Raw genomic sequence first — 24,400 nt, forward strand, 5'->3', positions numbered from 1 at the left:
AGGGGGAGTTAAGGGATGGAGAAATTTCAATTTCACGATATGACGTTGACATGGCTTGACGGAGGAACGACTTATCTGGACGGCGGCGCGATGTTTGGGGTAGTGCCAAAAGTGGTCTGGTCAAAGAAGTACCCGGCAAATGAACAAAATCAGATTGAATTGACAACGCATCCGGTTTTGGTGCAGTACGAGGGTCACAATATCCTGATCGACAGCGGATTGGGTGACGGCAAGCTGACCGAACGGCAGATGCGCAACCTGGGGGTGTCGGACCAGTCGCGTCTGGATGAAGAACTGGCTGAGCTCGGTTTGACTGTAGAGGATATCGACACAGTGTTAATGACGCATCTGCACGGGGATCACGCAGCGGGATTGACGAAATGGCAAGGCGACCAATTGATTCCCGCTTTTCCAAATGCGACAATCCACGTTTCGGCTGTCGAATGGAATGAAATGCAAAATCCGAACATCCGTTCAAAAAACACCTACTGGAAAGAGAACTGGGAACCGATTGTTGATCAGGTGGAAACATTTGAAGGGGAAAGATCATTGTTTGGCACGATTACAATGATACATACCGGCGGTCATTCCGACGGCCACAGTGTGATCAAAATGACAAGCGGGGGTGAAACAATCCTGCATATGGCCGACATCATGCCAACTCACGCCCACAAAAACCCACTGTGGGTGCTGGCTTATGACGATTATCCGATGACTTCCATTTTTGCAAAAGAAAAGCTGATGAAAGAAGCGTTGGAAAATGGCTATTACTTCAGCTTTTACCACGATGCATTCTACCGGATCGTAAAGTGGAGTGCTGATGGCAAGGAAATAGTCGAATCCGTGAAGCGGAAAGACATGTAAAAAGGGGCTGTTTCATAAGCCTCAAAACTTAAAAACACGACGGAAAATGAATGATTTTCCGTCGTGTTTTTCTATGGGATTATATTGCTGTAGTATCTTTATTTCTTTATTGGCGGATGGGAATGGAAGCGGCGACGCCTGCGGGATAGCTCGGCGCAAGCCCTGGCAGTTGGCAGCGCGACGTCCTGTCGCGCCAACTGCATGACCCACATCCTGTGGGCCCGCAAGCGTCCGCTGAAATGGACAGGAGCCTTCACTTTTGAGACAGCCTCTTTTTATGATTTCGTTACTTCAAGGATAGCTCCTGTATAAGCATCCGCGACAAACTCGAATTGCTCCAATTCATCTTGGCGGTGGCGTGTGATGCCGCCTTTGTAAACTTCAGTTGTAACCGCATGCTGTTTGTACGGTTCGGTTTTCATGTAAATCCAGGACCCGTCGATTGGCCCTTCTTCTTTAAAAGAAGATTTGACGTGTTTCAGCACGTCATCTGCTGAATGATACGTTTGTCTGCGGTCATAGACCTCTTTGATTAAATATGTAGCAGCTACTCCTGTGATGAACCCAATCAATAAATCACGATTTTTCACAATTATCCCTCCTATACTTACTGAATAAATTGTAACATAAATCCATATCCATCACGTCGTGAAAACGCCAAAGAAAGCAAATCTTTCGTCAAACGAAATAGAAAGGTGGAAATGATTTGCTAAAAGCTCTAAACTGTTAACATGAACGCTTTTAGGAGGAATCAGCAGATGAATAACGAGACGTTGGATCTATTCAAGACTTTAACGGAACTGCCAGGTGCGCCCGGCAATGAACACGCAGTCAGAAAGTTTATGAGACAGGAACTCGAAAAATACTCTGATGAAGTTATTCAAGACAACCTCGGCAGTATTTTCGGCGTCAAGCAGGGTCCGGACAACAGTCCGCGTGTCATGGTGGCAGGCCATATGGACGAAGTCGGGTTCATGGTTACACAAATCACCGATAATGGCATGATCCGTTTCCAGCCCCTGGGTGGTTGGTGGAATCAGGTGATGCTGGCGACGCGTGTGGAGATTATCGCAGGAGAACGCACAATACCGGGCGTGATCGGCTCAATTCCGCCACATCTATTAAACGAGGAAACGCGGAAAAAGCCGATGGAGATAAAAAATATGCTCATCGATATCGGAGCGGATGACCGTGAAGATGCTTTGTCTTTCGGTGTAAAGCCCGGTCAGCAAATCGTACCGTTCAGCCCGTTCACGCCTATGGCAAACGATAAAAAAATCATGGCAAAAGCATGGGATAACCGATATGGCTGCGGTTTGGCAGTCGAGTTATTAAAAGAACTGAAAGGTGAGAAATTGCCGAATCAGCTGTTTTCGGGAGCTACGGTCATGGAGGAAGTCGGTCTTCGAGGTGCTCAAACAGCTGCGAACATGATCGATCCGGACATTTTCTTCGCACTCGATGCCAGCCCGGCAAATGATGCCAATGGTGACAAGAACGAATTCGGTCAACTGGGGAAAGGGACGTTGCTGCGCATTCTGGATAAAAGCATGGTGACACATCGCGGCATGCGCGAATTTGTCTTGGATACGGCTGAGACACACAACATCCCGTATCAGTATTTTGTCTCTCAGGGCGGGACGGATGCAGGCCGGGTCCATACGTCGAACCAAGGCGTTCCAAGTTCAGTCATCGGCATCTGTTCGCGTTATATCCATACGTCCTCATCGGTTATTCATACGGATGATTATGCGGCGGCAAAAGAATTGCTGACGAAATTGGTCAAAGCTGCCGATCAGACGACCATTGACACTATAAAGCAAAATAGTTAAAAAAAGTGCCTGCGGGCTCTTTTTTTTTGAAAGGAATGGAAAGAATGAACAGGTTACAAGTTGCGGTGGCTTCAAAAAATGCGGCGAAAATCAAAGCTGTGGAAGCTGTGCTGGAAGAGCTGGAGTTCGATTTTGCATTAGCCTCTGTTGAGACGGATTCAGGAGTTGCTGCTCAGCCGCTGTCCCAAATAGAAACACGCCGGGGAGCAATCAACCGGGCGCAACAGGCACTAGGCGAAGGAATGGATTTCGCCATTGGACTCGAAGGCGGCGTCTACGAACTGGAAGAGACGATGTATTTGTGCAATTGGGGCGCATTGGCAGCTGCAAACGGTCAACTGTTAACAGCTGGAGGCGCTCAAATCAGATTGCCTGAGGAAATTGGGCGTCAATTGAAAAACGGTATGGAACTGGGACCTGTGATGGACCGTTATGCAAATGAGACTGGAATCCGCCACCATAAAGGAGCCGTCGGTATATTGACGGCTGGTTTGGTTAACCGGAACGAAATGTTCGAACATGTAGTGAAGCTTTTGATGGGCCAGTACTTAAGGCACAGCGATTAAGTTGCATGTGGAAAGAAACATCTTTAAAATAAGGACTAGTAGAGATAGGGAGGAATGAGCGTGCCTCGAAAAGGATTGATTATTTCTTTGTTTTCACTGATTGCCTTACTGGCTGGGTGTGGACAAACGCAGGAAGAGCGAGTAGAAGAAGGGCTGGCGGATGCGCGTGCTGCTTTTGAGCAGGAGCCGGTTGATACAAACGAGACGGTGAACGGAACGGATTTATATCTTCCAGGAGCCTATACCATAGAAGAGCCGTCGGATGCCAATAATATTGTCATTACCAGAGGCAGTGATTCCTATGTATTATTTTTAAATCCAAATGAATCAAATGACAGCACATTTTTCTATGAACTCCAGAAAGCCAACGATGACCAGGAATGGGTGGCAGATGAGACGTTTGAGCAAAACGGTCGTTTTGGATTCGCCACTGTCAGAGAAATAGCGGAAGACCGCTATGAAATCGTCGCCAGTGAAGGCGGAGCGAAAATGACAACAATATCCGAAGAAAGCGGCATTGCCGATAACATGGATTGGATGATGACGACAGTCCGTTCAATAGATTCGGAAGAATAGGTGATCAGCATGAGGAAATTACAATCTACAGAAGAATTTAAGCAATTGGCTGCCGACGAAGCGGCTGTATTTATGTTTACCGCAGGATGGTGTCCGGATTGCCGGGTCATTGATCCGATTATGCCGGAAATCGAGGAGAAATTCGGTGACTTGGTGTTTGTCTCAGTTGACCGTGATGAATTCATCGATTTATGCGGAGAACTGGGCATTTTTGGCATTCCAAGTTTTCTTGCCTTTAAAAATAGCGAAGAAGTGGGCCGTTTTGTCAGCAAGGACCGGAAAACCCAAGAAGAAATTGAAGCTTTTTTAACCAAACTGCCGCAATAACAATACAACGGTTCGCCTTTTACAGGTTGAACCGTTTGTTTTATGAGAAAGGATGGAAACACATGAGTAAAATGAAATCGACCGAATTGATATCTATATTAAAAGAAAAGATGCCCCATAACCATTGGGATTGGAGACATGACCGGGAAAAAGATACGTTGCGGATCCAGAATGAAGCATTGAACAACGGAATGACCATTTCCTTGCCGCAAGTGATCAATCGCTATGAGTCGAAAGGGGACGCAGCCATCGATGAAATTGTCTACACCATCACAGAAACATTCACAGCAATGGAAAAAGAGGCGCAAGGCCAGTTGAAGTCCAGTGAGCATATTTATCCAGTGATCCGTTCTACTTCTTTCCCGACTGAATCGAAAGAAGGGCACCAGTTCATCACGATGGAGCACACGGCTGAAACACGGGTGTTTTTTGCTCTGGATGCCGGTACTACCTATCGCTTAATTGATGAAAATGTGTTAAATTCATTAAGTCTCACAGAAGAGCAATTGAAAGAAATTGCGAAATTCCAAGTGAGAAAATTGAAAACAGCGGTCAAACAAGACCAGGTGGCTGGCAATGTGTTTTATTTCTTAAATGAAAACGACGGCTATGATGCTTCCCGAATTCTGAATGAATCGTTCCTGAAAGATATGAAGAAAAGAGTGGAAGGGGACATGACTGTTTCGGTTCCGCACCAGGATGTGCTGATCATCGGAGACATCCGCAATGAGACCGGTTATGATGTACTGGCTCAAATGGCGATGAGTTTCTTCACCAACGGAAAGGTCCCGATCACTTCATTGTCTTTTATCTATGAAAATGACCAATTAGAGCCGATTTTCATCATGGCGAAAAATAAACCGAACAAGGAGAACGATAAAAAATGAATGCTTTCTATAACAAACAAGGCATAGGTGATGTGCTGTTGGTCCAACTGCAACCGGAAAATCCAAATAAAACCAAGGTCGATCTGCACGGCGATGTTGCATTGTTGAAAGACGAGGCCGACACGTTAGTGGGATTCAACCTTTTCAATGCTTCCGGCTATATCGATTTGCAGGATGAGACAGTCCAAGTAACGGAAGACATGGTGACAGCAATGCAAAACGCATTGGAGAAAAACGGAGTCGACTACACATTGGAAGTTGACCTGTCTCCTAAATTCGTTGTCGGATACGTGGAATCAAAAGAAAAGCACCCAAATGCCGATAAATTGAATATCTGTCACGTCACAGTTGGCACGGAACAATTGCAGATCGTTTGCGGTGCGCCGAATGTGGATCAGGGACAAAAAGTGGTGGTTGCCAAAGTGGGTGCCGTCATGCCATCCGGAATGGTCATCAAAGACGCCGAATTGCGCGGAGTTCCATCCAGCGGAATGATCTGTTCCGCCAAAGAACTGGCATTGCCGGATGCTCCTCAGGAAAAAGGGATTCTTGTACTTCCTGAAGATGCTGAAGTAGGTTCATCATTCGAAGTAAAGGCGTGACGCGGTATGAGCTGGGTTAAAAATATATGGACACGCATATTTCCTGATGATACAGAAGAGGATGAATACAAGGCAGAGGAATGGACAGAGGAACCGGAAGAAAGCCGTGAAAAGGCTCCTTTCCGCTTTCCTTTGATTTCGGACGAAGAAAAAGAAGAATTCATCCATCATACAACTTCCAGAAAGCCGATCGATTATCCGATCAAAAAGGAACCGGAACGAGCGGAGCGTCCAAAGCGGATGGTGCCTTCGCAAAAACCGCGGGAGAGCATGCCTGCAGCAGAGCCGATTAAAAGACGGTTCACGCCTTCGCAGGTTCCTTCACCGGTTCATGGCTTTGGAAAACGGAAAACGGAGCCCAAACCGATCGAAGAGCTGTTGGCAAAAAAAGACCGCAGGACAGAACAGCCAACCGGTCCATTGACTGACAGGAAACAACCGGTTGTTGACAAGACAGTGCGGACCTCCGCTTCAAGCAGTACGGGCTCCATGCCTTCGGCTGAAACCAAAAGGCCGTCTGAGCAAAGGCCTTTGAAGCAAGCGGAACAGCAGGAAGAGAAACAACCGGAACAACCGCAAGCGGAACAAGTGGTGGCTGCCGAAAGAAAGCAGGCGGTTGAAAAGCCGGAACAGGTACATAAACCGGTCCAGGAAAATCCCAAGCCAGCAGTGCCTAAAAAAGGGCAGAAAAGGGAGAAAACGGTTCCGTTCAATGTGCTCATGCTGAAATCGGACAAAGAACGGTTAAAGAAACCGATTGCGCCAAAACAGCCAAAAACGAAACCGGCACAACCGACGGAACAACCAGAAACGGCAGCAGAACCGGAACCCCGGCCGCCTGAGGCGACAGTCGATCATATCTCAGAGAACTCTGCGCCGTATGTCTTGCCGGGAGAGAGTTATTTGTTGCCTCCTGAAAACGATCGCAAAGACGAAGAATGGATGGAAACGCAGGGAGAACGGCTGGTTGAAGCATTGTCTCATTTCCAGGTCAATGCCACTGTTTTAAGCATTGTTCAAGGGCCCGCAGTGACTCAGTTTGAACTGACAGTCGCGCAAGGCGTTAAAGTAAGCAAAATCCGCAATCTGGCGGATGATTTAAAGCTGGCCCTGGCAGCCAGGGACATTCGGATCCAAGCACCGATCCCTGGAAAAAGTTCAATCGGAATTGAAATTCCGAACAGGACCTCACGCCCTGTAAGAATATCTGAAATTATACACAGTCCGGCGTTCAATGACTCCGAGTCTCCGCTTGAAGCTGCACTGGGCCTTGATTTGACAGGGAAACCTGTAACGCTGGATTTACGGAAAATGCCGCATGGCTTGATTGCGGGAGCCACGGGATCCGGGAAAAGTGTGTGCATTAACTCGCTGTTGGTCAGTCTGTTGTACAAATCTTCCCCGCAGGATCTGAAATTATTGCTGATTGATCCAAAAATGGTGGAATTGGCTCCATATAATCACATCCCTCATTTGGTCAGCCCTGTTATTACGGACGTCAAAGCAGCTACGGCTTCTTTGAAGTGGGCGGTCGAGGAAATGGAGCGCCGATATCAGTTGTTTGCTCACACAGGTGTTCGCGATATCAGCCGATACAATAAGCTGGTGAAGGAAAAAGGCGATCATGCACAGCATTTGCCGTATATTCTTATTGTCATTGATGAGCTGGCTGATTTGATGATGATGTCTCCTTCAGATGTCGAAGATGCCATTTGTCGTATTGCTCAGAAAGCCCGTGCATGCGGCATTCATTTGGTTATCGCTACGCAACGGCCTTCTGTAGATGTCATCACCGGCCTGATTAAATCGAACATCCCGACACGCATCGCATTTTCGGTGTCTTCTCAAGTGGACAGCCGGACCATTCTGGATTCCCAGGGAGCGGAACGGCTTCTTGGAAGAGGCGATATGCTGTATTTAGGAAATGGCATGTCGGCTCCGACCCGTCTGCAGGGAACTTTTGTCACGGATGAAGAAATAGAAGAAGTGATCAACCATGTACGCAGCCAGGGAGAACCGGAATACTTCTTCAAAGAGGAAGAATTGATGAAACGAAATGATTCGGCAGCTGTCCAAGACGACTTGTTTGAAGAAGCGTGCCGTTTTCTTATCTCTCAGGGCAGTGCATCCACTTCGTTGTTGCAGCGGCATTTCCATATTGGTTACAACCGCGCGGCGAGGCTGATGGATTTGATCGAACAGCACGGTTTCATTTCTGAACAGAATGGCAGCAAAGCACGGACTGTGTTGATTACGGAAGACGATATGCAGGAAGTTTTCCAATGATGAAACCTCTTATTGCTTTAATTTGTTGAAATATCGGTTATTTCAGGACTGGATAATAGTATGGTATAATCAACTGATTATGTTCGCCAAAACAGGCTGCAGCATTCGCACAATCCTTTGTGTAGACTAATTCTCAACTTCCATGGGAGGTTTCATTTTATGAAAGTTATGCACTTTACCGGCATTAAAGGATCCGGTATGAGTCCGCTTGCGCAAATTATGCATGATATGGGGGAACAGGTTCAAGGTTCCGATATAGAACAGCATTTTTTCACAGAAGACCGCTTGCGGGAACGGGGCATCAAGATTTTGCCTTTTGATAAAGACAATATTGAAGAAAATATGACAATTATAGCAGGAAACGCATTCAACGATGATCATCCGGAGCTTGTCAAAGCAAAAGAACTCGGTGCCACAGTCATCCGGTATCACACTTTTCTCGGGGACTTGATGAAACAGTATGTTTCTGTTGCTGTTACAGGCGCACACGGGAAAACGTCGACTACGGGGCTGATGGCGCATGTGCTGGACGGCTATAAGCCTGTTTCTTATTTGATCGGCGACGGTACGGGCTACGGAAAAGAAGGATCTCATTTTTTCGTATTGGAAGCATGTGAATACCGCCGCCATTTTCTGGCCTATCATCCTGATTATGCCATCATGACCAATATCGATTTTGATCATCCGGATTATTTTTCTGATATTGATGATGTGTTTAATGCATTCGAAGAAATGGCCAAGCAAGTGAAGAAATGCATCATTGCCTGCGGTGATGATGATTATTTGCAAAAAATACAGGCGCCGGTACCGGTCATTTATTATGGTTTTGGGGAAGAGAATGATTTTCAGGCCCGCAATATTGTCAAGACGAGTTCCGGCACGACATTCGATGTGGTGATCCGCAACGAGTTTTTCCATACGTTCACCATTCCGATGTTCGGCGACCATGCAGTGTTGAATGCGCTTGCTGTTATTTCTTTATGCCAGTATGAAAATATACCGGCTGCCATCATCCAGCAGCAATTCCTGGATTTCGAAGGGGTAAAACGGCGCTTCACGCAAACCGATATAGGCGACCGGATTCTAATCGATGATTATGCACACCATCCGACAGAAATCAAGGCCACTCTGCAATCGGCGAGACAGAAGTTTCCGGAACGTGAGCTGATCGCCATTTTCCAGCCGCATACGTTTACGCGGACACAGACTTTTCTGCAACAGTTCGCGGACAGTTTAGACGAAGCTGACCGTGTCTATTTATGCGACATTTTCGGATCGGCACGGGAAAATGCCGGTACATTGACGATTCAGAACCTGCAGGAAAAAGTAGAGGGCAGCACTATTCTTTCCGAAGAAGATGTAAGTGCCCTGCTGAAACATGACAATGCAGTTTTTCTTTTCATGGGAGCAGGAGATGTGACGAAATTCCAGGCAGCTTTTGAAACCCTGATTAAATCCGACGAAACAGAGAAAACAGTTTGAAATCAAACTGTTTTCTCTGTTTTTTTATTGTCACTGAAGCGAACGGAGAAAAGGAACTCCTTTTATCCTGCTGCTCAAATCTGTCTCCTGAACTTTAAACAGCCGGACAATTTGTTTATGAAAAACTGTTTTTTCATTTGCAGGACATTTGAGACTTTTGTTGAATTAAAGTTAAAGACCCTGTGTTTAATAGGACAAAGCTAGGGGTACAACAAAGGTATATCAAATCGTTACAAAGGAGGAAGATTTATGGATTGGTCAATATTGCTCTACATTGCTGCCATTGTGGCCGCAGTCGGATTTTTAATCTTATGTATAGCATTAGCGATGACATTGAACTCGCTGAAAAACACCCTGAAAGAAGTTACAGGCATTGTATCGGGTTTAGAAAACCAACTGCAGGGCGTTACGTTGGAGACAACGAATTTGCTTCATAAGACAAATGAGCTGACAGAGGATATTCAAAGCAAATCTGAAAAACTGAATACAATGGTGGATGCAGTGAGAGGTGTCGGCAACTCGGTGAATGATCTGAATTCCTCAGTGCGCCGCATCACGACAACCGTGTCATCACAAGTTGAACAAAACGAAGATAAAATTGCCCAAGTTGTCCAATGGAGCAATGTCCTGATGGGAGTCCGTGACAAGTGGAAAGAGCGTAAAATTTACGAATCGAGAGCCGCTGCTTCCTATGAACCGGTCCCTGGACAAAAACGTTTGCCACAATCAAGCCAAAACCAATAAAAAACAAATCAGGAGGCTTTTACTATGACCAACAACAATCAATCTAATAACAGAAGTGATTTTAACCAGTCCAGTCAGTATGGACAGCAAATACCGAATTACAATGAACCACGGTACAACCGTGACTATTATTCCGGAGATGCCGGCGGGTACCAGCAGAACCAGTACAATCCGTCATCATATGGCATGTCGAACCGATACGATGATCTGTATGACTACGAAGAAGAGTCAAGTTCAAAAGACTTCATCATCGGGGCGTTGGTGGGAGGAATTATTGGAGCTGCAACCGCTTTGATGCTGGCTCCAAAATCCGGCAAAGAGTTAATGGCTGACTTGAACACACAAGCAAGTAACCTGAAAGAAAAAACCTCGAGCAGTTCAGATTCCAATGAGGAAAAATCCAGCGGAGGTTTGACACAGCAGGTGAAAGAACAGTCCAACAAAGTGATGGACAAAGTCAAGAATATGAAGGGCGGCAAGTCGCCGATGGATGATGGCACGGCCTCTTCCGAAGGCGAAGAACAAATTGAGCTTCACGCCACTGTCCAAAACACTACTGAGAATCATGACAAAAATGGCAAGGAAGCTTTCACTTCCACAGCCAATGCGTTAAAAGAAGCAGTGGAAGAAGTGAAGGACGGTAAATCTGGTTCCAACAGCAATGTGGATGCCAAAACTACATCCAACAATAAAAATTCCCAGAACAACAGCAACAAAGGGAATAAGAAATAAACTGGGAGCGGTTTAAATGGAAAACCTTAAACGTGTACAGGATTTAGACAGTTTGAAACAGGAAGTTTCAGGAACGCAGCATTATTGGTTGTTTAAGCACAGCAGTACATGCCCTGTCTCTGCAGCGGCATGGAACGAATACAACGAATATGCTTCCTTGCATCCGAACCAGCTGTTTCTGTTCCTGGTAGTCCAAGAAGACAGGGAATTGTCGAATGAGATTGCCAAAATTACAGACATTAAGCACGAATCTCCGCAGCTTTTCCATTTTTCAAACGAAAAAGTGGATTGGCAAGCTTCACATGGCGACATCACCAGCAAAGCCATGCAGGAATTTTTAGCTTAAAAAAACCCCGGAACCTTTTAGTTCCGGGGTTTTATCATGGTAAAACACTTTCGCGCGTTGAAGCGCTAAAATAAATTACGTGACTTTACCGAATAGTTTGCTTATAATGGTCGTATCATGTTAATATGAGTCATCTACAAAAGGTGATTTGCGAAAGGGGAAGTAAGAATGAGCAATTTAGATCTAGAACAGCTAAGAGAAAAAGTCGACGCAGTAAACCTCCAAATTCTATCTCTTATCAACGAGAGGGCTTCCGTTATTCAAGACATCGGAAAACTGAAGGAAAAGCAAGGGGTAGACCGCTACGATCCATTACGCGAACGCCACATGCTGAATTTGTTGAGAGAAAACAATATTGGACCGTTGGAACAAAAAACGGTTGACCATATATTCAAAGAAATCTTTAAGTCTGCCTTGGATATGCAGGAAGAAGACCACCGCAAAGCTTTGCTGGTATCCCGTAAGAAAAAAGCCGAAGACACTGTCATCAACATCAATGGGGAAACAGTGGGAGCCGGTAATCCTTCCTTCATTTTCGGACCTTGTGCTGTAGAATCTCAGGACCAGGTGTCCAAAGTTGCTGAAGCGATCAGCGGCAAAGGATTAAGAATGATCCGTGGCGGCGCTTATAAGCCGCGTACTTCTCCTTACGATTTCCAAGGCCTTGGACTTGAAGGGCTGAAGATGCTGAAAAAAGCAGCTGACCAGTACAATTTGGCTGTTGTTTCAGAAATTGTCACGCCGTCCCATTTAGAAGAAGCACTGGATTACGTGGATGTTGTCCAAGTCGGAGCACGCAATATGCAAAACTTCGAATTGCTGAAAGCAGTTGGTCAAATCGACAAACCGGTTCTTTTAAAACGGGGGATGTCTGCTACAGTCGATGAATTCATCAATGCTGCAGAATACATCATTGCTTCCGGAAATGATCAAATCATTCTATGTGAGCGGGGCATCCGGACTTATGAAAAAGCCACTCGCAACACACTCGATATTTCAGCAGTGCCAATCTTGAAGCAAGAAACCCATCTTCCAGTATTCGTGGACGTAACTCATTCAACAGGTCGCCGTGACCTATTGCTGCCAGCTGCAAAAGCGGCCATCGCAATCGGAGCTGATGGCGTTATGGCTGAAGTACATCCTGACCCTGCAGTTGCGTTGTCAGATGCTCAACAGCAAATGGATCTTAACCAGTTTGACGAGTACTACGATGCGTTGATGAAATTCATGAAGCAGTATGAAATGCAAGTGTAAGACTGGAAGAGCCGGAATTGATCCGGCTTTTCTTTTTGATTTTGTCAAAGGATACAGCAGGTATCTTGCAGGAATCCACGAATCGGCTCTCAATGTCCGGTGAATTGCAGCGGATGACTGCAGAAGATTAGAATCGGAAATATCTGTTTAATTTATACATTCTTCTTTTTAGTTGATTACCAGAAAGTTTCTGTCGTATGATTAAAGAAGCAAGGGAAAGGAGGGAACGCAGTGACCGTTACAATTTATGATGTAGCAAGAGAAGCGAATGTTTCAATGGCTACAGTTTCTCGAGTAGTCAATGGCAACCAGAATGTAAAACCGGCCACACGGAAAAAAGTATTAAAAGTGATCGAAGAGCTTGGCTACCGCCCGAACGCAGTAGCAAGAGGGCTTGCCAGCAAGAAAACAACAACGGTCGGCGTTATCATTCCCGATATTTCCAATAGTATGTATGCAGAGCTTGCCCGTGGAATTGAGGATATTGCAACAATGTACCGCTACAATATCATCTTATCCAACTCGGATCAAAACGAGAATAAAGAGCTTCAATTATTGGAAACGATGTTAGGCAAACAAGTGGATGGAATTGTTTTCATGAGTGATACCATTTCTACGGAACTTCTGTATGAAATGGAGCGTTCACCTACACCGATCGTACTGGCGGGCTCGATCGATGAATCGGCGACTATCGCTTCCGTAAACATCGATTATTATGGTGCGGCCTACGAAGCGGTAAAAAAACTGATTGGAAATGGACATGAGAAAATCGCTTTTATCTCGGGTCCGTTAACTTCCAAAGTCAATAAAGACTATAAGTTAAAAGCCTATCGTCAAGCGCTGCAGGATGCAGGTATTGAATTTGATGAAAGTCTCGTTGTCGAATGCAATAACTCCTACGATGAAGGCATCGCCGCGGTGGGATCATTGAAAGAATTGAAGCCGACAGCGTACTTTGTCAGCAATGACGAAATGTCGATTGGTGTAATTCATGCTGTGGAAGCAAGTGGGTTACATATTCCTGAAGACGTCGAGATCATCAGCTATGAAAATTCAAAATTGTCCAGAATGGCTCGGCCAATGCTGACATCCATTGCTTTTCCGCTTTATGATATCGGCGCTGTCTCTATGAGATTGCTGACAAAGTACATGAATAAAGAGGAAATCGAAGAAAAACAAGTGATTCTTCCTTACCGGATCGAAGAGCGCAATTCCACCAAAAACACATAAAGCAAAACTTCACTCGGCTGAGGAGATCTCAACTGATCATCTGAGCGAAATTAAAAAGCTGTTCCAAAGTTGTTGATTAACTTTGGAACAGCTTTTTTTAGGCATTGCGAATCATGTAAAGTGCTTTATCCAGCATTTGATGGTTTTTATCCGTAATTTCCGCTTTCCGTGGTATCGGTTTATACATTCCTTTCGGATCGTCCCAGGTTTCCATCAGTGGAACAGGAGATTCTTTCTGCCATTTGGAAATCCAGGCTTCCGGTATTTTTCCTGTCGGCAGCGGCATATTATTCATTTCCATCCAGATAAAAGACCAGGCTCTCGGTACGACACGCCAGATATCATAGCCGCCACCGCCGACTGCTATCCACCGTCCTTCACAGTATTGATGAGCCAATTCATGAGCTATTTTCGGAATTTCCCTGTAAATGTTCATGGTGCCGTACAAATGGGTCAAGGGATCCAAATAATGTGCGTCTGCACCATTTTGACTGAGAATGACGTCAGGTTTGAAAAATTCGACAATTTCCTTCATTGCTGTCCGGTAGATTTCCAGAAATGATTCATCTTCTGTAAACGCGTCGATGGGGAAGTTGAAAGATGTGCCGTATCCCTGGCCGCTTCCCCGTTCATTGATGTTGCCGGTGCCGGGAAACAGATAACGCCCTGTTTCGTGGATGGAGACGGTACAGACATCCGGATCATCGTAAAAGCACCATTGCACACCGTCACCATGATGGGCATCGGTATCAATATACAGGACGCGTGCCCCGTACTTCTTTTTCATGTAGTTGATGGCGACAGAACTATCGTTGTAGATGCAAAAACCTGAGGCTTTGCCACGGAAGCCATGGTGAAGGCCGCCGCCAAGGTTTAAGGCATGCTGGGCTTTTCCTTCCATGACATAGTCCACTGCAGTCAAAGTTCCACCCACCAGGCGGGCGCTGGCTTCATGCATATTTTCAAATATCGGCGTATCTTCCGTCCCGATTCCATATCCTTCTCCCGCTTCCGGTGTTACTTCTCCGTTACTGGCTTTTTTGACGATGTCAATATAGCGCTGGTCATGAGCGAGCAATAGTTCTTCTTCCGTTGCAATACGGGGAGGAACAATCAATTCCTCTGGAAGCGCATTCATTTCATTTAACAGATCAATGGTTAAAACGAGCCTTTTTTGGTTGAACGGGTGTGTCTCAGAAAACTTATACCCCAATTGGTCTTCTGAATATATGAATACGGCGTGTTTCATTCGTTTGCTTGTGGCATGCTCGGCCATAACACATCAAAACCTTCTTTGCGTAAATCGCTGATAATAGCTAACGGATTCATGGTTTGTACACGGAAAACCAGAATCTTATGTCCGCTGTTCTTTTTGTCGGGGTATACAAGTACACTTAACACGTTGACATGGTGTTTATGGAAGACAGCCGTAACTTCGTACAGCATACCGGAACGGTTTGGCACGCTGATTTCAATTTGAGACCCAGGCTGGTGGGCACCGGTAAGTTCGATGTATTTATAGAGCAGGTCGGTTTCCGTAAGAAATCCAACCAATTTGTCATTGCTGATTACCGGCAGACAGCCGATTTGCTGGTCATAAAAAACCAGCGCCAGTTCTTCGACAAAATCCAATGGATGTGCGGTAATCGGATTTCGTGTCATAATCGATTCGATTTTGGTTTCATAGGTTTCCGTACTTGGTGAAGCAGAAAAACGGGAAGGCATGGCATCCTTTAAATCCCGGTCAGAAATAACGCCCACAACTTTTCCATTTTCCACGACTGGAGCATGCCGGATCCTTTTTTCTTCAAAAAGGGCAACGACGTCCTGAATGCTTTGCTGTGGCTCAAGGGTATGGATATCTGTTTTCATAATTTCTTCGATAAGCATAAAACCTCTCCTTTACAACATTCTAATACATGTACCGGTTCATGAACCGAAGCTGGTCAAATCGCTGGATGGATTCAGGATCAACTCGTGAACCAATCCTTGCCATTAAGCAATTGGCAGGGTGGGAGCTGATTTCAGGATCATCTGTTGCATAATATTCAAGTCCGCCAGCCTGCATCATTTTTTCCATGATTTTTCTGTATTCCCACACATTCAATCCCGTGCCTTTCAAATCCCAATGCCAATAGTATTCAGTCGTAATCACGATGAAATCCTCAAAGCTGTCATCCATCATCGATACTTTTAATAAGGCTTTTCCGACACCGCTGCCACGGAATTTGGGAATCACTTCGATGGCACCGAGTTCGATTAAGTTATCCATTTTCCCTTCAGACCAACGTTCCAATGGATCCGGATACAGGAAAGTGACATAGCCCACAATCATATTTTGGGAACGGGCGATCAATATTCGTCCTTCCGGTAAATCAGCGATTTCCGCAATTGCTTTGTGTTGTTGTGGAGCAGGGCGGAAAGCGGTTAACTCCTCATGAAAATCAAGCTCTTGCAGCTCTTTTCCGGGAATGGGGCCTTCAATTACCACTGTTCCGTGTTTCGTTTTCAATTCCATTGCGTTATATGTTTTTTTATGTTCCATTATTTCACCGCCTATTGGTTGCAATTAGGTTCATTATACATGAAAAAAGGGGTGATTTGGGAAAAAGCAGAAGAGCAGGATATAATTATCGAAAAAGTTGAAATAATTCGCCAACAATTGTACCATTGATGTAGAATATAAGAATATTAACAAGGAAGGGTGATTTGATGAAAGTGGAAGCGCTACCAGCAGCACAAGGAAATTATCAACTACATAATTATGAAGAAACTGCCTCAAACTTTGATTGGGCTGAAGTGGAAAAAGAATTCAGCTGGTACGAAACCGGAAAAATCAATATGGCTTACGAAGCAATCGATCGCCATGCTGAATCCGATCGAAAGAACAAAGTCGCTTTGTATTACAAAGACCAGGACCGAAATGAAGCTTATACATTTTATGAGATGAAACGGCAATCCAATAGAGCCGCCAATTTGTTGAAGACCCATTCAGATTTGGAAAAAGGGGATCGCATCTTCATCTTTATGCCCCGTTCGCCTGAATTGTACTTTACCATGTTCGGCGCCTTGAAAGCCGGGTTGATTGTAGGGCCTTTGTTTGAAGCTTTCATGGAAGGTGCAATTTATGATCGGCTGGATGACAGTGATGCCAAAGCCATTCTGACGACACCGGAGCTGGTTTCACGCATACCGTTTGACCGCTTGCCGAACCTGAAGACAATTTTCATGGTTGGGGATAATATCGAAGAAAATGACCATACGGTGGATGTATTGAAACACATGCCTTCCGCTTCTGATAAATTTGATATTGAATGGCTCGATAAGGAAGATGGTCTTGTCCTGCATTACACTTCAGGTTCAACCGGGAAACCGAAAGGTGTGCTGCATGCTCAGTATGCAATGGTGCAGCAATACCAAACGGCAAAATGGGTCTTGGATTTGAACGAGCAGGATATCTACTGGTGCACGGCTGACCCAGGCTGGGTGACAGGAACTGCTTATGGCGTCTTTGCGCCATGGCTTACAGGGACTACAACCGTCATTTTAGGCGGCCGTTTTTCACCGGATGGTTGGTATAAAGCCATCGAAGATTTTGGTGTGACAGTCTGGTACAGCGCTCCGACTGCCTTCCGCATGCTGATGGGGGCTGGGGATGCACTGGTGAGGGAATATGATTTGTCGACTCTCCGCCATATCCTATCCGTGGGAGAGCCATTGAATCCCGAAGTTGTCCGGTGGGGTGCGCAGGTTTTTGAAAAACGGATCCACGATACATGGTGGATGACGGAAACAGGGGCGCAGGTTGTCTGCAATTACCCATCTCTGGCGATTAAACCAGGATCGATGGGGAAACCGGTTCCCGGCATTAAAGTGGCCATAGTGGACGATCAGGGAAATGAACTTCAGCCAAATCAAATGGGGAACTTGGCGATTGAAAAAGGATGGCCGGCCATGATGAGGCAGATATGGAACAATCCGCAAAAATACGATTCGTATTTCTTGAACGATAAATGGTATGTTTCAGGAGATTCCGCCTATATGGACGAAGATGGTTATTTCTGGTTCCAGGGGCGTGTGGACGATGTAATAATGACTTCCGGTGAACGTGTCGGTCCATTTGAAGTGGAAAGCAAATTGCTTGAACATCCAGCAATTGCTGAAGCCGGTGTTATTGGCAAACCGGATCCGGTGCGGGGCGAAGTGATCAAAGCGTTTGTCGCCTTAGTGGAAGGATACGAACCATCAGAGGAACTGATCCAGGACATTCAACAATTCGTGAAAAAAGGGTTGGCTGCTCACGCTGCTCCAAAAGAAATCGAATTTAAGGACAAGCTGCCGAAGACACGAAGCGGTAAAATTATGCGACGTGTGCTGAAAGCATGGGAATTGGATTTGCCGGCTGGCGATTTATCGACGATGGAAGATTAATACGAAAAAACCCGATCCGCATCAGCGGATCGGGTTTTTATCTTTTATGCAGCTTCATCTTCTGACGACTCTTCACCTGATTCATCAGAGGAAGGTGTGTCTTCAGTTGCTGGTTCTTCAGTTGACGTCTCTTCTTCATCAGAAGAAGGAGCCGAATCACTGCCGTCTCCGCCTGATGAAGGTGGCGTAGAGTCTTCACTTCCTTCATCCGTAGAAGGGGAAGAAGGAGTCGGAGTCGGAGCCGGTTCTGGTTCCGGTTCTGGAGCAGCGACTCTTACCGTATTGGATAAAGGTGATTGCCGCCCCGTAATATCAACCGCGACTACAAAATAACTGCCCGGTCCCGGCACGGTGTACGCATTGCTGCGGGATTCAGGAATTGACGCAAGAAGTGAATTCCCGCCGCCGCTTCTGTAAACACGGTAACCGACGACGTCATTGGAAGCAGAGTTGCTCCAAGTCAAGGTTCTGCCATTCAATGAAACACCTACGCCGGCCGGTGCGACTCCATCATGGTTCAGGTTGGAAGCTGAAACCACAGATGAGAAGCGGGAACTTCCTGATAATAACTTGCTTGCGTCTCCTCCGAATGGAGCCAGCATGCGATCAACAAATTCCTGTGATACGGCGATGCCTCCTCCTGAAACAAATTCCCGAGGAGTACTTGATAATGCATTGTATCTTCTGCCATTCACAGTCGTATAGGCATTTGACGTCAGACTGTCATCTGCTTTTGTCGGCACCATGACATTGGCATTGAACAAGTCAGATCTGACCAATCCGGCGTTGGAGCATGCCGTTCCTGGAGCGAGGCCTGAAATGCCGCAGAACGAACGGGTGACTACTCCTTCAGGTGCCTGGAATGTATTATCCGTATCAGCCATTTTCGGCTTCACGGCATAAGTGGCATTCATCAGGCTCGCCCATACCTGGTTGACTCGTGTGGACGGCTGCAATTCACTGTTCGGGAATTCATTCAGACGATATTCTTCCCGTCCGTATCCAAGCCATACAGTCATGGTGATATTCGGGTTATAGCCAACGAGCCACACGTCTTTTGCATCTTGTGTGGTTCCTGTTTTCCCTGCAAAATCAGCGCTGAAATTCAACCAGTTGTTGGCGCGGTTTGCTGTCCCTCTTGAAGTTTTAAAGACATCGCGCAGCATATCGGTCAAAATATAAGCACTTTGCGGCGAAAAGACTTCTTCTTCTTTGACTTCCTGTTCAAAAACAATATTGCCGTCCGCATCTTCAATCCGTTCAATCATATAAGCGTCGACGAATTTCCCATTATTGGCAACCATCGAATAACCGTTTGTCAATTCTTCGACTGATCCTTCGACCCCTCCACCGAGTGCCGAGGAGTAATTGGCATTGATGGTGTCACTTTCTTCAGCGATTCTGCTGAAGCCAGCTTTGGCCATGAACTGAACCGGCATCTGTTCTCTGATTTGAGCAAACAAACGGATGGCAGGGAGGTTCTGTGATTCAGCCAATGCGTTTCGGGCAGGCATGATGCCTTGCTCGCTTGTCGGAATAAAGTTTTCAGGAGTCCACACGCCGCTGGAGTCCTGGTATGCAAATTCCACATCGACGACCGGACTGCCGGCACCGATTTTTCCTAATTCAATCGCGGGTCCATATACAAGCAATGGTTTAACCGTCGAGCCGATTGACCGGAAGGCCTGCGTCGAGTGGTTTAAGTTTTCAACTTCATGGTCACGGCCGCCGACAAAACTCAAAATGCGGCCCGTATGGTTCTCGATTGTCATGCTTCCCACTTGGACAGGGTATTGCTTGACGACTTCTTCGCCTTCCGAATTCACGAACTTTCTTGTCCGTGTTGAACCATACGAATCATAGGCTTCTGCTGCTTTTTTCTGTGCTTCGTACACTTCCTTATTGATGGTGGAATGAATGCGGTATCCGTTCGAAGCAACTGCACGTTCAGCCAAGATCGCGTACTCTTCATATAAATTTTCGTTTTCTTCCAATTCTTCCGGAGTGATGCCGTCTTCTTCCGCAAGGACATCCATCAGGATCCGTGCTGCCCGTTTTTGCAGTTCAACTGTTATATACGGATAACGTTCATACGACCGTTGTTCACCTTGACGGAAATCTTTTGTGATATCATATGCCAAAGCTTCCTCGTATTCCTCTGGTGTGATGTAACCCGCTTCTTCCATGCGGTAAAGGACTGTTTTCATCCGGTCGATACCGAATTGCAGGTAATCGCCTTCCTTAATCTCACCAACCGATGTGTAAGGGGTATAGCGGAAAGGCGCTTTCGGAATCCCGGCAATAAATGCAGCTTGCGGCAATGTGAGTTCGCTTGCGGAAACATTAAAAATCCCGCTTGCTGCCGTTTCAATTCCCGCGATATTGGAGCCCGCTGAATTTCTTCCATAAGGGATGATGTTCAAATAAGCTTCCATGATTTCGTCTTTTGACATGAACTTTTCAAGCCGCATCGCCAACAGGATTTCTTTTGCTTTACGTTCATAGGACACTTCGTTGGTCAAAATCTGGTTTTTGATCAATTGCTGTGTCAAAGTGGAACCACCTGTTTGGTTGTCCGAATTGGAAATATCCTGGAACAAGCCTCGTAAAATCGCTTTCGGAACAATGCCTTCGTGTTCATTAAAATACTCATCTTCCGTAGCCAGTACAGCGTTGATGGCATGCTCGGAGACGTTTTCCAATTTGGTTTCCTCGCGTTCCAAATCTGTCTGCACTTTGCCGATGTATAATTCATCAGCAAAAAACATTTCCGATGTTTCTTCGTAACTGTAAATCTCATTTCGCATTTCTTCAGCGGTCCGCAGTTTTTCGTCATCCACCAAAGACGCAAAATATCCAGCTCCGACAGAAGCGGCAAATGTTCCTCCCGTCACCAGGACAATCGCCAAGATCAACGCCAGATTCCAAAAGACGCCACCTGTAATGCTCAGTCTTTTAAACCATTTGGCTGCTGTTAATCTATTGTATGTGTCTTCTGCTTTATTGAGCCAGTTTGTCAATTTATCGCGCACATTATCAACCTCCTAAAATCTTTTTTATTATAGCATATTCCTTTAACTCCATCTAAAGTTATTGACATTATTCTATAATAAAGTAAACTACTATTATATTTCATATACAAAACAAAGAAGAGTCCGAAGTAGGGCGTGCGATTTTGTTTCAGAGAGCCGGTGGAAGGTGCGAACCGGTCAAAACGCAATGGCTGAATTACAGGCTTGGAGTTTACGGATGTGTCCCGTTTGGCACAATGAAAGTGGGAGAATTCCATTCTCCAAGCTGGGTGGTACCGCGCAAAAGCGCCCCTGCATGAATTTCATGCTGGGGCTTTTTTATTTTTCAAAGGAGGAGAAAGACAATGGCAAACGAATTATTGGACGATTTAAAATGGAGAGGCCTCCTCTATCAGCAGACAGACGAAGAGGGCCTTGGGAAACTTTTGAATGACGAAAAAATCTCCCTGTATTGCGGAGTGGACCCGACAGCTGACAGTATGCATATCGGCCATATTGTCCCGCTGCTTACCTTGCGCCGTTTTCAGCAATACGGCCACCAGCCGATTCTACTGGTGGGCGGGGCGACCGGCATGATCGGTGATCCATCTGGCAGAAACGAAGAACGGCAACTGCAAACGACCGAACAAATTGATAAGAATGTAGAAGCAATCAAAGTGCAGATGCAGCAGATTTTTGACTTCAATACGGAGAATGGTGCAAAAATGGTCAATAACCGCGATTGGATCGGTGAAATGAGTGTCATCGAATTCCTGCGGGATTACGGAAAACTGATATCCATCAATTACATGCTGGCAAAAGATTCAGTCGCTTCACGTCTGGAAGGCGGCATCTCGTTCACTGAATTTTCATATACACTGATACAGGCCATCGACTTTAATCACTTGTACAACCACTTCCAATGCCGTGTGCAAATCGGCGGTTCTGATCAATGGGGCAATATTACATCCGGCCTTGAAATGATCCGGAAAACGCATGAAGAAGAAACAAAAGCATTTGGCATCACTATTCCATTGGTAACAAAAGCGGACGGTACCAAATTCGGAAAAACAGCAGGCGGGGCAGTATGGCTTGATGCCAAAAAGACATCTCCTTACGAGTTTTACCAGTTCTGGATCAACACCGCGGATGCCGATGTCATCAAATACTTGAAAATCTTCACGTTCCTCGGCCGAGAGGAGATTGAAGAACTGGCGGTGTCCGTGGAAACCGAAGCGCATCTCCGCAAAGCGCAGAAAGCATTGGCGGAAGAGATGACGAAATTGATCCATGGCGAGGCGGCTTTGGAAGACGCCCAGCGCATCACCAAGGCGCTGTTCAGTGGAGACTTGAAAGCTTTATCCGCAAATGAAATGAAAGCGGCTTTCAAGGATGTGCCATCAGTGGAAATGGCGAAAGAACCGAAAACGATTGTTGACTTGATCGTCGAAGCGGGTATTTCGTCTTCCAAGAGACAGGCACGGGAAGATGTTACTAACGGCGCTATTTCTGTTAACGGCGAGAAAGTGACAGAACTTGATTATGTAGTGGATGAGAAAGACCGCTTGGAAGACGCTTTTGCCATCGTGCGCCGGGGCAAAAAGAAGTACCATATGGTGCAGTTCCAGTAAGAGAAACTGCACCCAGTGGCGCGTTCTTCTCCCACGCGCATCGTTAAAATGAAGCAATCATGCCTTATCAAACCAAAAACCGATTACACCTCGTATCGAACAGAGGTGTAATCGGTTTTTTACAATCCCTTATCTTCAAAGCGTTTTAAATCTTCACGATGACCCATGACGATCAAAACGTCTCCTTCTTTTACAACATCCTCCTGAACAGGGGCGATATTAACATGCTCATCTTGTTTAATGGCTAAGACGACACAATTATAATTGGCGCGAATCGATAATTCTTCCAATGATCGATTTATCACTTTTTTGGTCGCTGCCAACTCCAGAATGCTGAAGTCCTTGGATAACTCGATATAATCGACGATTTTTTCAGAATCCACGTGATGAGCCACACGGATGCCCATTTCGTTTTCGGGTTGGATGACCCGATCGGCGCCGACTTTTTCCAGGATCTTCTGATGTTGCAGGTCTCTCGCTTTTACCCAAACTTTTTCGACACCCAAATCCTTTACCATCAGCGTGCACAGAACACTGGCTTGGAGGTCATCTCCGATTGCGATGATGGCATGCTGGAAGTTGCGGACGCCCAGTGACTTCAAGTCTTTTTCGTCTGTTGCATTAGCCACAGAAGCCTGCGAAGAAAAATCGTTTACGGCGTCCACTTTTTCCACATCCTGATCAATCGCCAGCACTTCATGGCCAAGTGCGTACAGCTCTCTGCATACACTGCTTCCAAATCTGCCCAGACCAATGACAACTACTTGTTTCTTCATTATATCCCCTCATTTCTATCATTCACGGTACCCTTGTTTTCTTTGGGTGCGTACCTGTATCGGCGTTTGTTGTTTGCTGCGGAAAAGAGTTTTTCCTGTAACCCGATAAAGTTGAACTGCTTTCACTCTACCTTACTACAAAGTAAGCAGTTTCGGCAGACCCAACGCACAAAGGCAGGATGTTTAATAAGAGTCGTGCCGGGTAATCTGTGAATGTAGCATTCAAACTACAAGGAGGCGTTACAGCATGTCAAGAGTAGTTGGATCATATGGCACAGAAAGAGAAGCAATTGAAGTGATAGAAGACTTAAAACGGCAAGGATACAGAAACGAAGATATTTCTGTTCTCAGCAAAAATAAAGAAGAGACGGAAACAGTCGCGGATGAAACCGGTACAAACGTAGGAGAAGGGGCAGCGACAGGCGCTGTTACAGGCGGTGCGCTTGGCGGACTCGGCGGGGTGCTTGCAGGAATCGGAGCACTTGCTATTCCGGGAATCGGTCCAATTGTTGCAGCTGGTCCGGTAGTAGCCGGATTAACGGGAGCTGCAGCTGGCGCTGGAGTCGGAGGACTGGCCGGTGCTTTGATCGGCATGGGTGTTCCGGAAGATGAAGCGAAAGGGTACGAAACCCGTTTCAATGAAGGAGATATTCTGGTGCTTGTCGAAGAAAATGAGACGGCAATTCCTGATAGAAATGATCAGGATCGTTTTGTGGATGAACGCGATCCAGTCATCGGCAGCCAGGGAAGCACCACAATCAGAGGAGACCAAGATCCGATGGACAGGGATAATCCTGAACGTGGCCCTGGCCGGCTATAAAAA

General features: G+C 46.0%; 23 protein-coding genes and 1 other annotated feature. Of the genes, 17 read left to right on the forward strand and 6 right to left on the reverse strand.

Annotation, left to right across the window (positions count from 1 at the left end; translation table 11 throughout):
- Positions 1-15: 15 nt before the first annotated feature.
- On the forward strand, positions 16-864 hold the full coding sequence (locus EEX84_RS00105) for a YtnP family quorum-quenching lactonase (RefSeq protein ID WP_123163549.1): 849 nt from the start codon (positions 16-18) through the stop codon (positions 862-864).
- Positions 865-1,139: 275 nt separating this feature from the next.
- On the opposite strand, the gene EEX84_RS00110 is transcribed toward EEX84_RS00105, so the two are convergent.
- Complete coding sequence (locus EEX84_RS00110; RefSeq protein WP_123163550.1) at positions 1,140-1,454, reverse strand: PepSY domain-containing protein; 315 nt, start codon at positions 1,452-1,454, stop codon at positions 1,140-1,142.
- 168 nt (positions 1,455-1,622) lie between these two features.
- Here EEX84_RS00110 and EEX84_RS00115 point away from each other — a divergent pair, with 168 nt between their 5' ends.
- The 13 genes from EEX84_RS00115 (at position 1,623) to ccpA (ending at position 13,728) form a co-directional block, all read left to right on the forward strand.
- Positions 1,623-2,696, forward strand: coding sequence for a M42 family metallopeptidase (locus EEX84_RS00115; RefSeq protein WP_123163551.1), 1,074 nt, complete (start codon positions 1,623-1,625; stop codon positions 2,694-2,696).
- Between the two features lie 44 nt (positions 2,697-2,740).
- Complete coding sequence (locus tag EEX84_RS00120) at positions 2,741-3,262, forward strand: DUF84 family protein (protein ID WP_123163552.1); 522 nt, start codon at positions 2,741-2,743, stop codon at positions 3,260-3,262.
- 54 nt (positions 3,263-3,316) lie between these two features.
- Positions 3,317-3,838 carry a hypothetical protein gene (locus EEX84_RS00125; RefSeq protein ID WP_123163553.1) on the forward strand — a complete coding sequence of 174 codons (522 nt, stop codon included), beginning with the start codon at positions 3,317-3,319 and terminating at the stop codon, positions 3,836-3,838.
- Positions 3,839-3,847: 9 nt separating this feature from the next.
- Complete coding sequence (locus tag EEX84_RS00130) at positions 3,848-4,165, forward strand: thioredoxin family protein (RefSeq protein ID WP_123164012.1); 318 nt, start codon at positions 3,848-3,850, stop codon at positions 4,163-4,165.
- Between the two features lie 71 nt (positions 4,166-4,236).
- A complete protein-coding gene (locus tag EEX84_RS00135; protein ID WP_123164013.1) occupies positions 4,237-5,052 on the forward strand; it encodes a DUF1444 domain-containing protein in 816 nt (271 codons plus the stop codon).
- Positions 5,049-5,654, forward strand: a complete 606-nt coding sequence (ytpR, locus tag EEX84_RS00140) for a YtpR family tRNA-binding protein (RefSeq protein ID WP_123163554.1) — start codon at positions 5,049-5,051, stop codon at positions 5,652-5,654. Before EEX84_RS00135 ends, ytpR begins: the two co-directional genes overlap by 4 nt.
- A gap of 6 nt (positions 5,655-5,660) precedes the next feature.
- Complete coding sequence (locus EEX84_RS00145; protein WP_123163555.1) at positions 5,661-7,940, forward strand: DNA translocase FtsK; 2,280 nt, start codon at positions 5,661-5,663, stop codon at positions 7,938-7,940.
- A gap of 159 nt (positions 7,941-8,099) precedes the next feature.
- Positions 8,100-9,422, forward strand: a complete 1,323-nt coding sequence (gene murC / locus EEX84_RS00150; protein WP_123163556.1) for a UDP-N-acetylmuramate--L-alanine ligase — start codon at positions 8,100-8,102, stop codon at positions 9,420-9,422.
- Positions 9,423-9,671: 249 nt separating this feature from the next.
- Positions 9,672-10,166, forward strand: a complete 495-nt coding sequence (locus EEX84_RS00155; protein ID WP_123163557.1) for a DUF948 domain-containing protein — start codon at positions 9,672-9,674, stop codon at positions 10,164-10,166.
- Positions 10,167-10,190: 24 nt separating this feature from the next.
- Positions 10,191-10,898, forward strand: coding sequence for a YtxH domain-containing protein (locus EEX84_RS00160; RefSeq protein WP_123163558.1), 708 nt, complete (start codon positions 10,191-10,193; stop codon positions 10,896-10,898).
- A 16-nt stretch (positions 10,899-10,914) separates the two neighbouring features.
- Positions 10,915-11,244, forward strand: coding sequence for a bacillithiol system redox-active protein YtxJ (gene ytxJ, locus EEX84_RS00165; RefSeq protein ID WP_123163559.1), 330 nt, complete (start codon positions 10,915-10,917; stop codon positions 11,242-11,244).
- A 168-nt stretch (positions 11,245-11,412) separates the two neighbouring features.
- The gene (locus EEX84_RS00170) at positions 11,413-12,498 is read left to right on the forward strand and encodes a bifunctional 3-deoxy-7-phosphoheptulonate synthase/chorismate mutase (RefSeq protein ID WP_123163560.1); all 1,086 of its coding nucleotides are present in this window, start codon (positions 11,413-11,415) and stop codon (positions 12,496-12,498) included.
- Between the two features lie 231 nt (positions 12,499-12,729).
- Positions 12,730-13,728 (forward strand): catabolite control protein A, encoded by a 999-nt coding sequence (ccpA, locus tag EEX84_RS00175; RefSeq protein ID WP_123163561.1) that lies wholly within the window; start codon positions 12,730-12,732, stop codon positions 13,726-13,728.
- 97 nt (positions 13,729-13,825) lie between these two features.
- Here ccpA and EEX84_RS00180 read toward each other — a convergent pair whose 3' ends face one another.
- From EEX84_RS00180 to EEX84_RS00190, 3 genes are read right to left on the reverse strand one after another with little or no spacing between them, the layout of a single operon-like run.
- Complete coding sequence (locus tag EEX84_RS00180; RefSeq protein ID WP_123164014.1) at positions 13,826-14,977, reverse strand: acetoin utilization protein AcuC; 1,152 nt, start codon at positions 14,975-14,977, stop codon at positions 13,826-13,828.
- Positions 14,974-15,618: an acetoin utilization AcuB family protein gene (locus tag EEX84_RS00185; RefSeq protein WP_123163562.1), complete on the reverse strand. Its 645-nt coding sequence runs from the start codon at positions 15,616-15,618 to the stop codon at positions 14,974-14,976. Before EEX84_RS00185 ends, EEX84_RS00180 begins: the two co-directional genes overlap by 4 nt.
- Before the next feature lie 22 nt (positions 15,619-15,640).
- Positions 15,641-16,273, reverse strand: coding sequence for a GNAT family N-acetyltransferase (locus EEX84_RS00190; protein WP_123163563.1), 633 nt, complete (start codon positions 16,271-16,273; stop codon positions 15,641-15,643).
- 167 nt (positions 16,274-16,440) lie between these two features.
- Here EEX84_RS00190 and acsA point away from each other — a divergent pair, with 167 nt between their 5' ends.
- The gene (gene acsA, locus EEX84_RS00195; protein WP_123163564.1) at positions 16,441-18,159 is read left to right on the forward strand and encodes an acetate--CoA ligase; all 1,719 of its coding nucleotides are present in this window, start codon (positions 16,441-16,443) and stop codon (positions 18,157-18,159) included.
- A gap of 44 nt (positions 18,160-18,203) precedes the next feature.
- On the opposite strand, the gene EEX84_RS00200 is transcribed toward acsA, so the two are convergent.
- A complete protein-coding gene (locus tag EEX84_RS00200) occupies positions 18,204-21,191 on the reverse strand; it encodes a transglycosylase domain-containing protein (RefSeq protein ID WP_123163565.1) in 2,988 nt (995 codons plus the stop codon).
- Between the two features lie 105 nt (positions 21,192-21,296).
- Positions 21,297-21,487 (forward strand) — a binding site (T-box leader).
- A gap of 48 nt (positions 21,488-21,535) precedes the next feature.
- On the opposite strand from EEX84_RS00200, the gene tyrS reads away from it, so the two are divergent.
- Entirely contained in the window at positions 21,536-22,801 is a 1,266-nt protein-coding gene (tyrS, locus tag EEX84_RS00205) for a tyrosine--tRNA ligase (RefSeq protein WP_123163566.1), read from the forward strand.
- 119 nt (positions 22,802-22,920) lie between these two features.
- Here tyrS and EEX84_RS00210 read toward each other — a convergent pair whose 3' ends face one another.
- The gene (locus EEX84_RS00210; RefSeq protein ID WP_123163567.1) at positions 22,921-23,577 is read right to left on the reverse strand and encodes a potassium channel family protein; all 657 of its coding nucleotides are present in this window, start codon (positions 23,575-23,577) and stop codon (positions 22,921-22,923) included.
- Between the two features lie 247 nt (positions 23,578-23,824).
- Here EEX84_RS00210 and EEX84_RS00215 point away from each other — a divergent pair, with 247 nt between their 5' ends.
- Positions 23,825-24,397: a general stress protein gene (locus tag EEX84_RS00215; RefSeq protein ID WP_123163568.1), complete on the forward strand. Its 573-nt coding sequence runs from the start codon at positions 23,825-23,827 to the stop codon at positions 24,395-24,397.
- The last annotated feature ends 3 nt before the right edge of the window (positions 24,398-24,400 follow it).

The sequence above is a fragment of the Planococcus salinus genome, assembly GCF_003719725.1.
In the GTDB taxonomy this organism is placed as follows: Bacteria; Bacillota; Bacilli; order Bacillales_A; family Planococcaceae; genus Planococcus; species Planococcus salinus.

Excerpts from the sequence above, each read along its gene's own strand:
- EEX84_RS00105 (WP_123163549.1), top strand. The coding sequence starts at position 16 with ATGGAGAAATTTCAATTTCACGATATGACGTTGACATGGCTTGACGGA.
- EEX84_RS00115 (WP_123163551.1), top strand. The coding sequence starts at position 1,623 with ATGAATAACGAGACGTTGGATCTATTCAAGACTTTAACGGAACTGCCA.
- EEX84_RS00120 (WP_123163552.1), top strand. The coding sequence starts at position 2,741 with ATGAACAGGTTACAAGTTGCGGTGGCTTCAAAAAATGCGGCGAAAATC.
- EEX84_RS00125 (WP_123163553.1), top strand. The coding sequence starts at position 3,317 with ATGAGCGTGCCTCGAAAAGGATTGATTATTTCTTTGTTTTCACTGATT.
- EEX84_RS00130 (WP_123164012.1), top strand. The coding sequence starts at position 3,848 with ATGAGGAAATTACAATCTACAGAAGAATTTAAGCAATTGGCTGCCGAC.
- EEX84_RS00135 (WP_123164013.1), top strand. The coding sequence starts at position 4,237 with ATGAAATCGACCGAATTGATATCTATATTAAAAGAAAAGATGCCCCAT.
- ytpR (WP_123163554.1), top strand. The coding sequence starts at position 5,049 with ATGAATGCTTTCTATAACAAACAAGGCATAGGTGATGTGCTGTTGGTC.
- EEX84_RS00145 (WP_123163555.1), top strand. The coding sequence starts at position 5,661 with ATGAGCTGGGTTAAAAATATATGGACACGCATATTTCCTGATGATACA.
- murC (WP_123163556.1), top strand. The coding sequence starts at position 8,100 with ATGAAAGTTATGCACTTTACCGGCATTAAAGGATCCGGTATGAGTCCG.
- EEX84_RS00155 (WP_123163557.1), top strand. The coding sequence starts at position 9,672 with ATGGATTGGTCAATATTGCTCTACATTGCTGCCATTGTGGCCGCAGTC.
- EEX84_RS00160 (WP_123163558.1), top strand. The coding sequence starts at position 10,191 with ATGACCAACAACAATCAATCTAATAACAGAAGTGATTTTAACCAGTCC.
- ytxJ (WP_123163559.1), top strand. The coding sequence starts at position 10,915 with ATGGAAAACCTTAAACGTGTACAGGATTTAGACAGTTTGAAACAGGAA.
- EEX84_RS00170 (WP_123163560.1), top strand. The coding sequence starts at position 11,413 with ATGAGCAATTTAGATCTAGAACAGCTAAGAGAAAAAGTCGACGCAGTA.
- EEX84_RS00180 (WP_123164014.1), bottom strand. The coding sequence starts at position 14,977 with ATGAAACACGCCGTATTCATATATTCAGAAGACCAATTGGGGTATAAG.
- EEX84_RS00185 (WP_123163562.1), bottom strand. The coding sequence starts at position 15,618 with ATGCTTATCGAAGAAATTATGAAAACAGATATCCATACCCTTGAGCCA.
- EEX84_RS00190 (WP_123163563.1), bottom strand. The coding sequence starts at position 16,273 with ATGGAACATAAAAAAACATATAACGCAATGGAATTGAAAACGAAACAC.
- acsA (WP_123163564.1), top strand. The coding sequence starts at position 16,441 with ATGAAAGTGGAAGCGCTACCAGCAGCACAAGGAAATTATCAACTACAT.
- tyrS (WP_123163566.1), top strand. The coding sequence starts at position 21,536 with ATGGCAAACGAATTATTGGACGATTTAAAATGGAGAGGCCTCCTCTAT.
- EEX84_RS00210 (WP_123163567.1), bottom strand. The coding sequence starts at position 23,577 with ATGAAGAAACAAGTAGTTGTCATTGGTCTGGGCAGATTTGGAAGCAGT.
- EEX84_RS00215 (WP_123163568.1), top strand. The coding sequence starts at position 23,825 with ATGTCAAGAGTAGTTGGATCATATGGCACAGAAAGAGAAGCAATTGAA.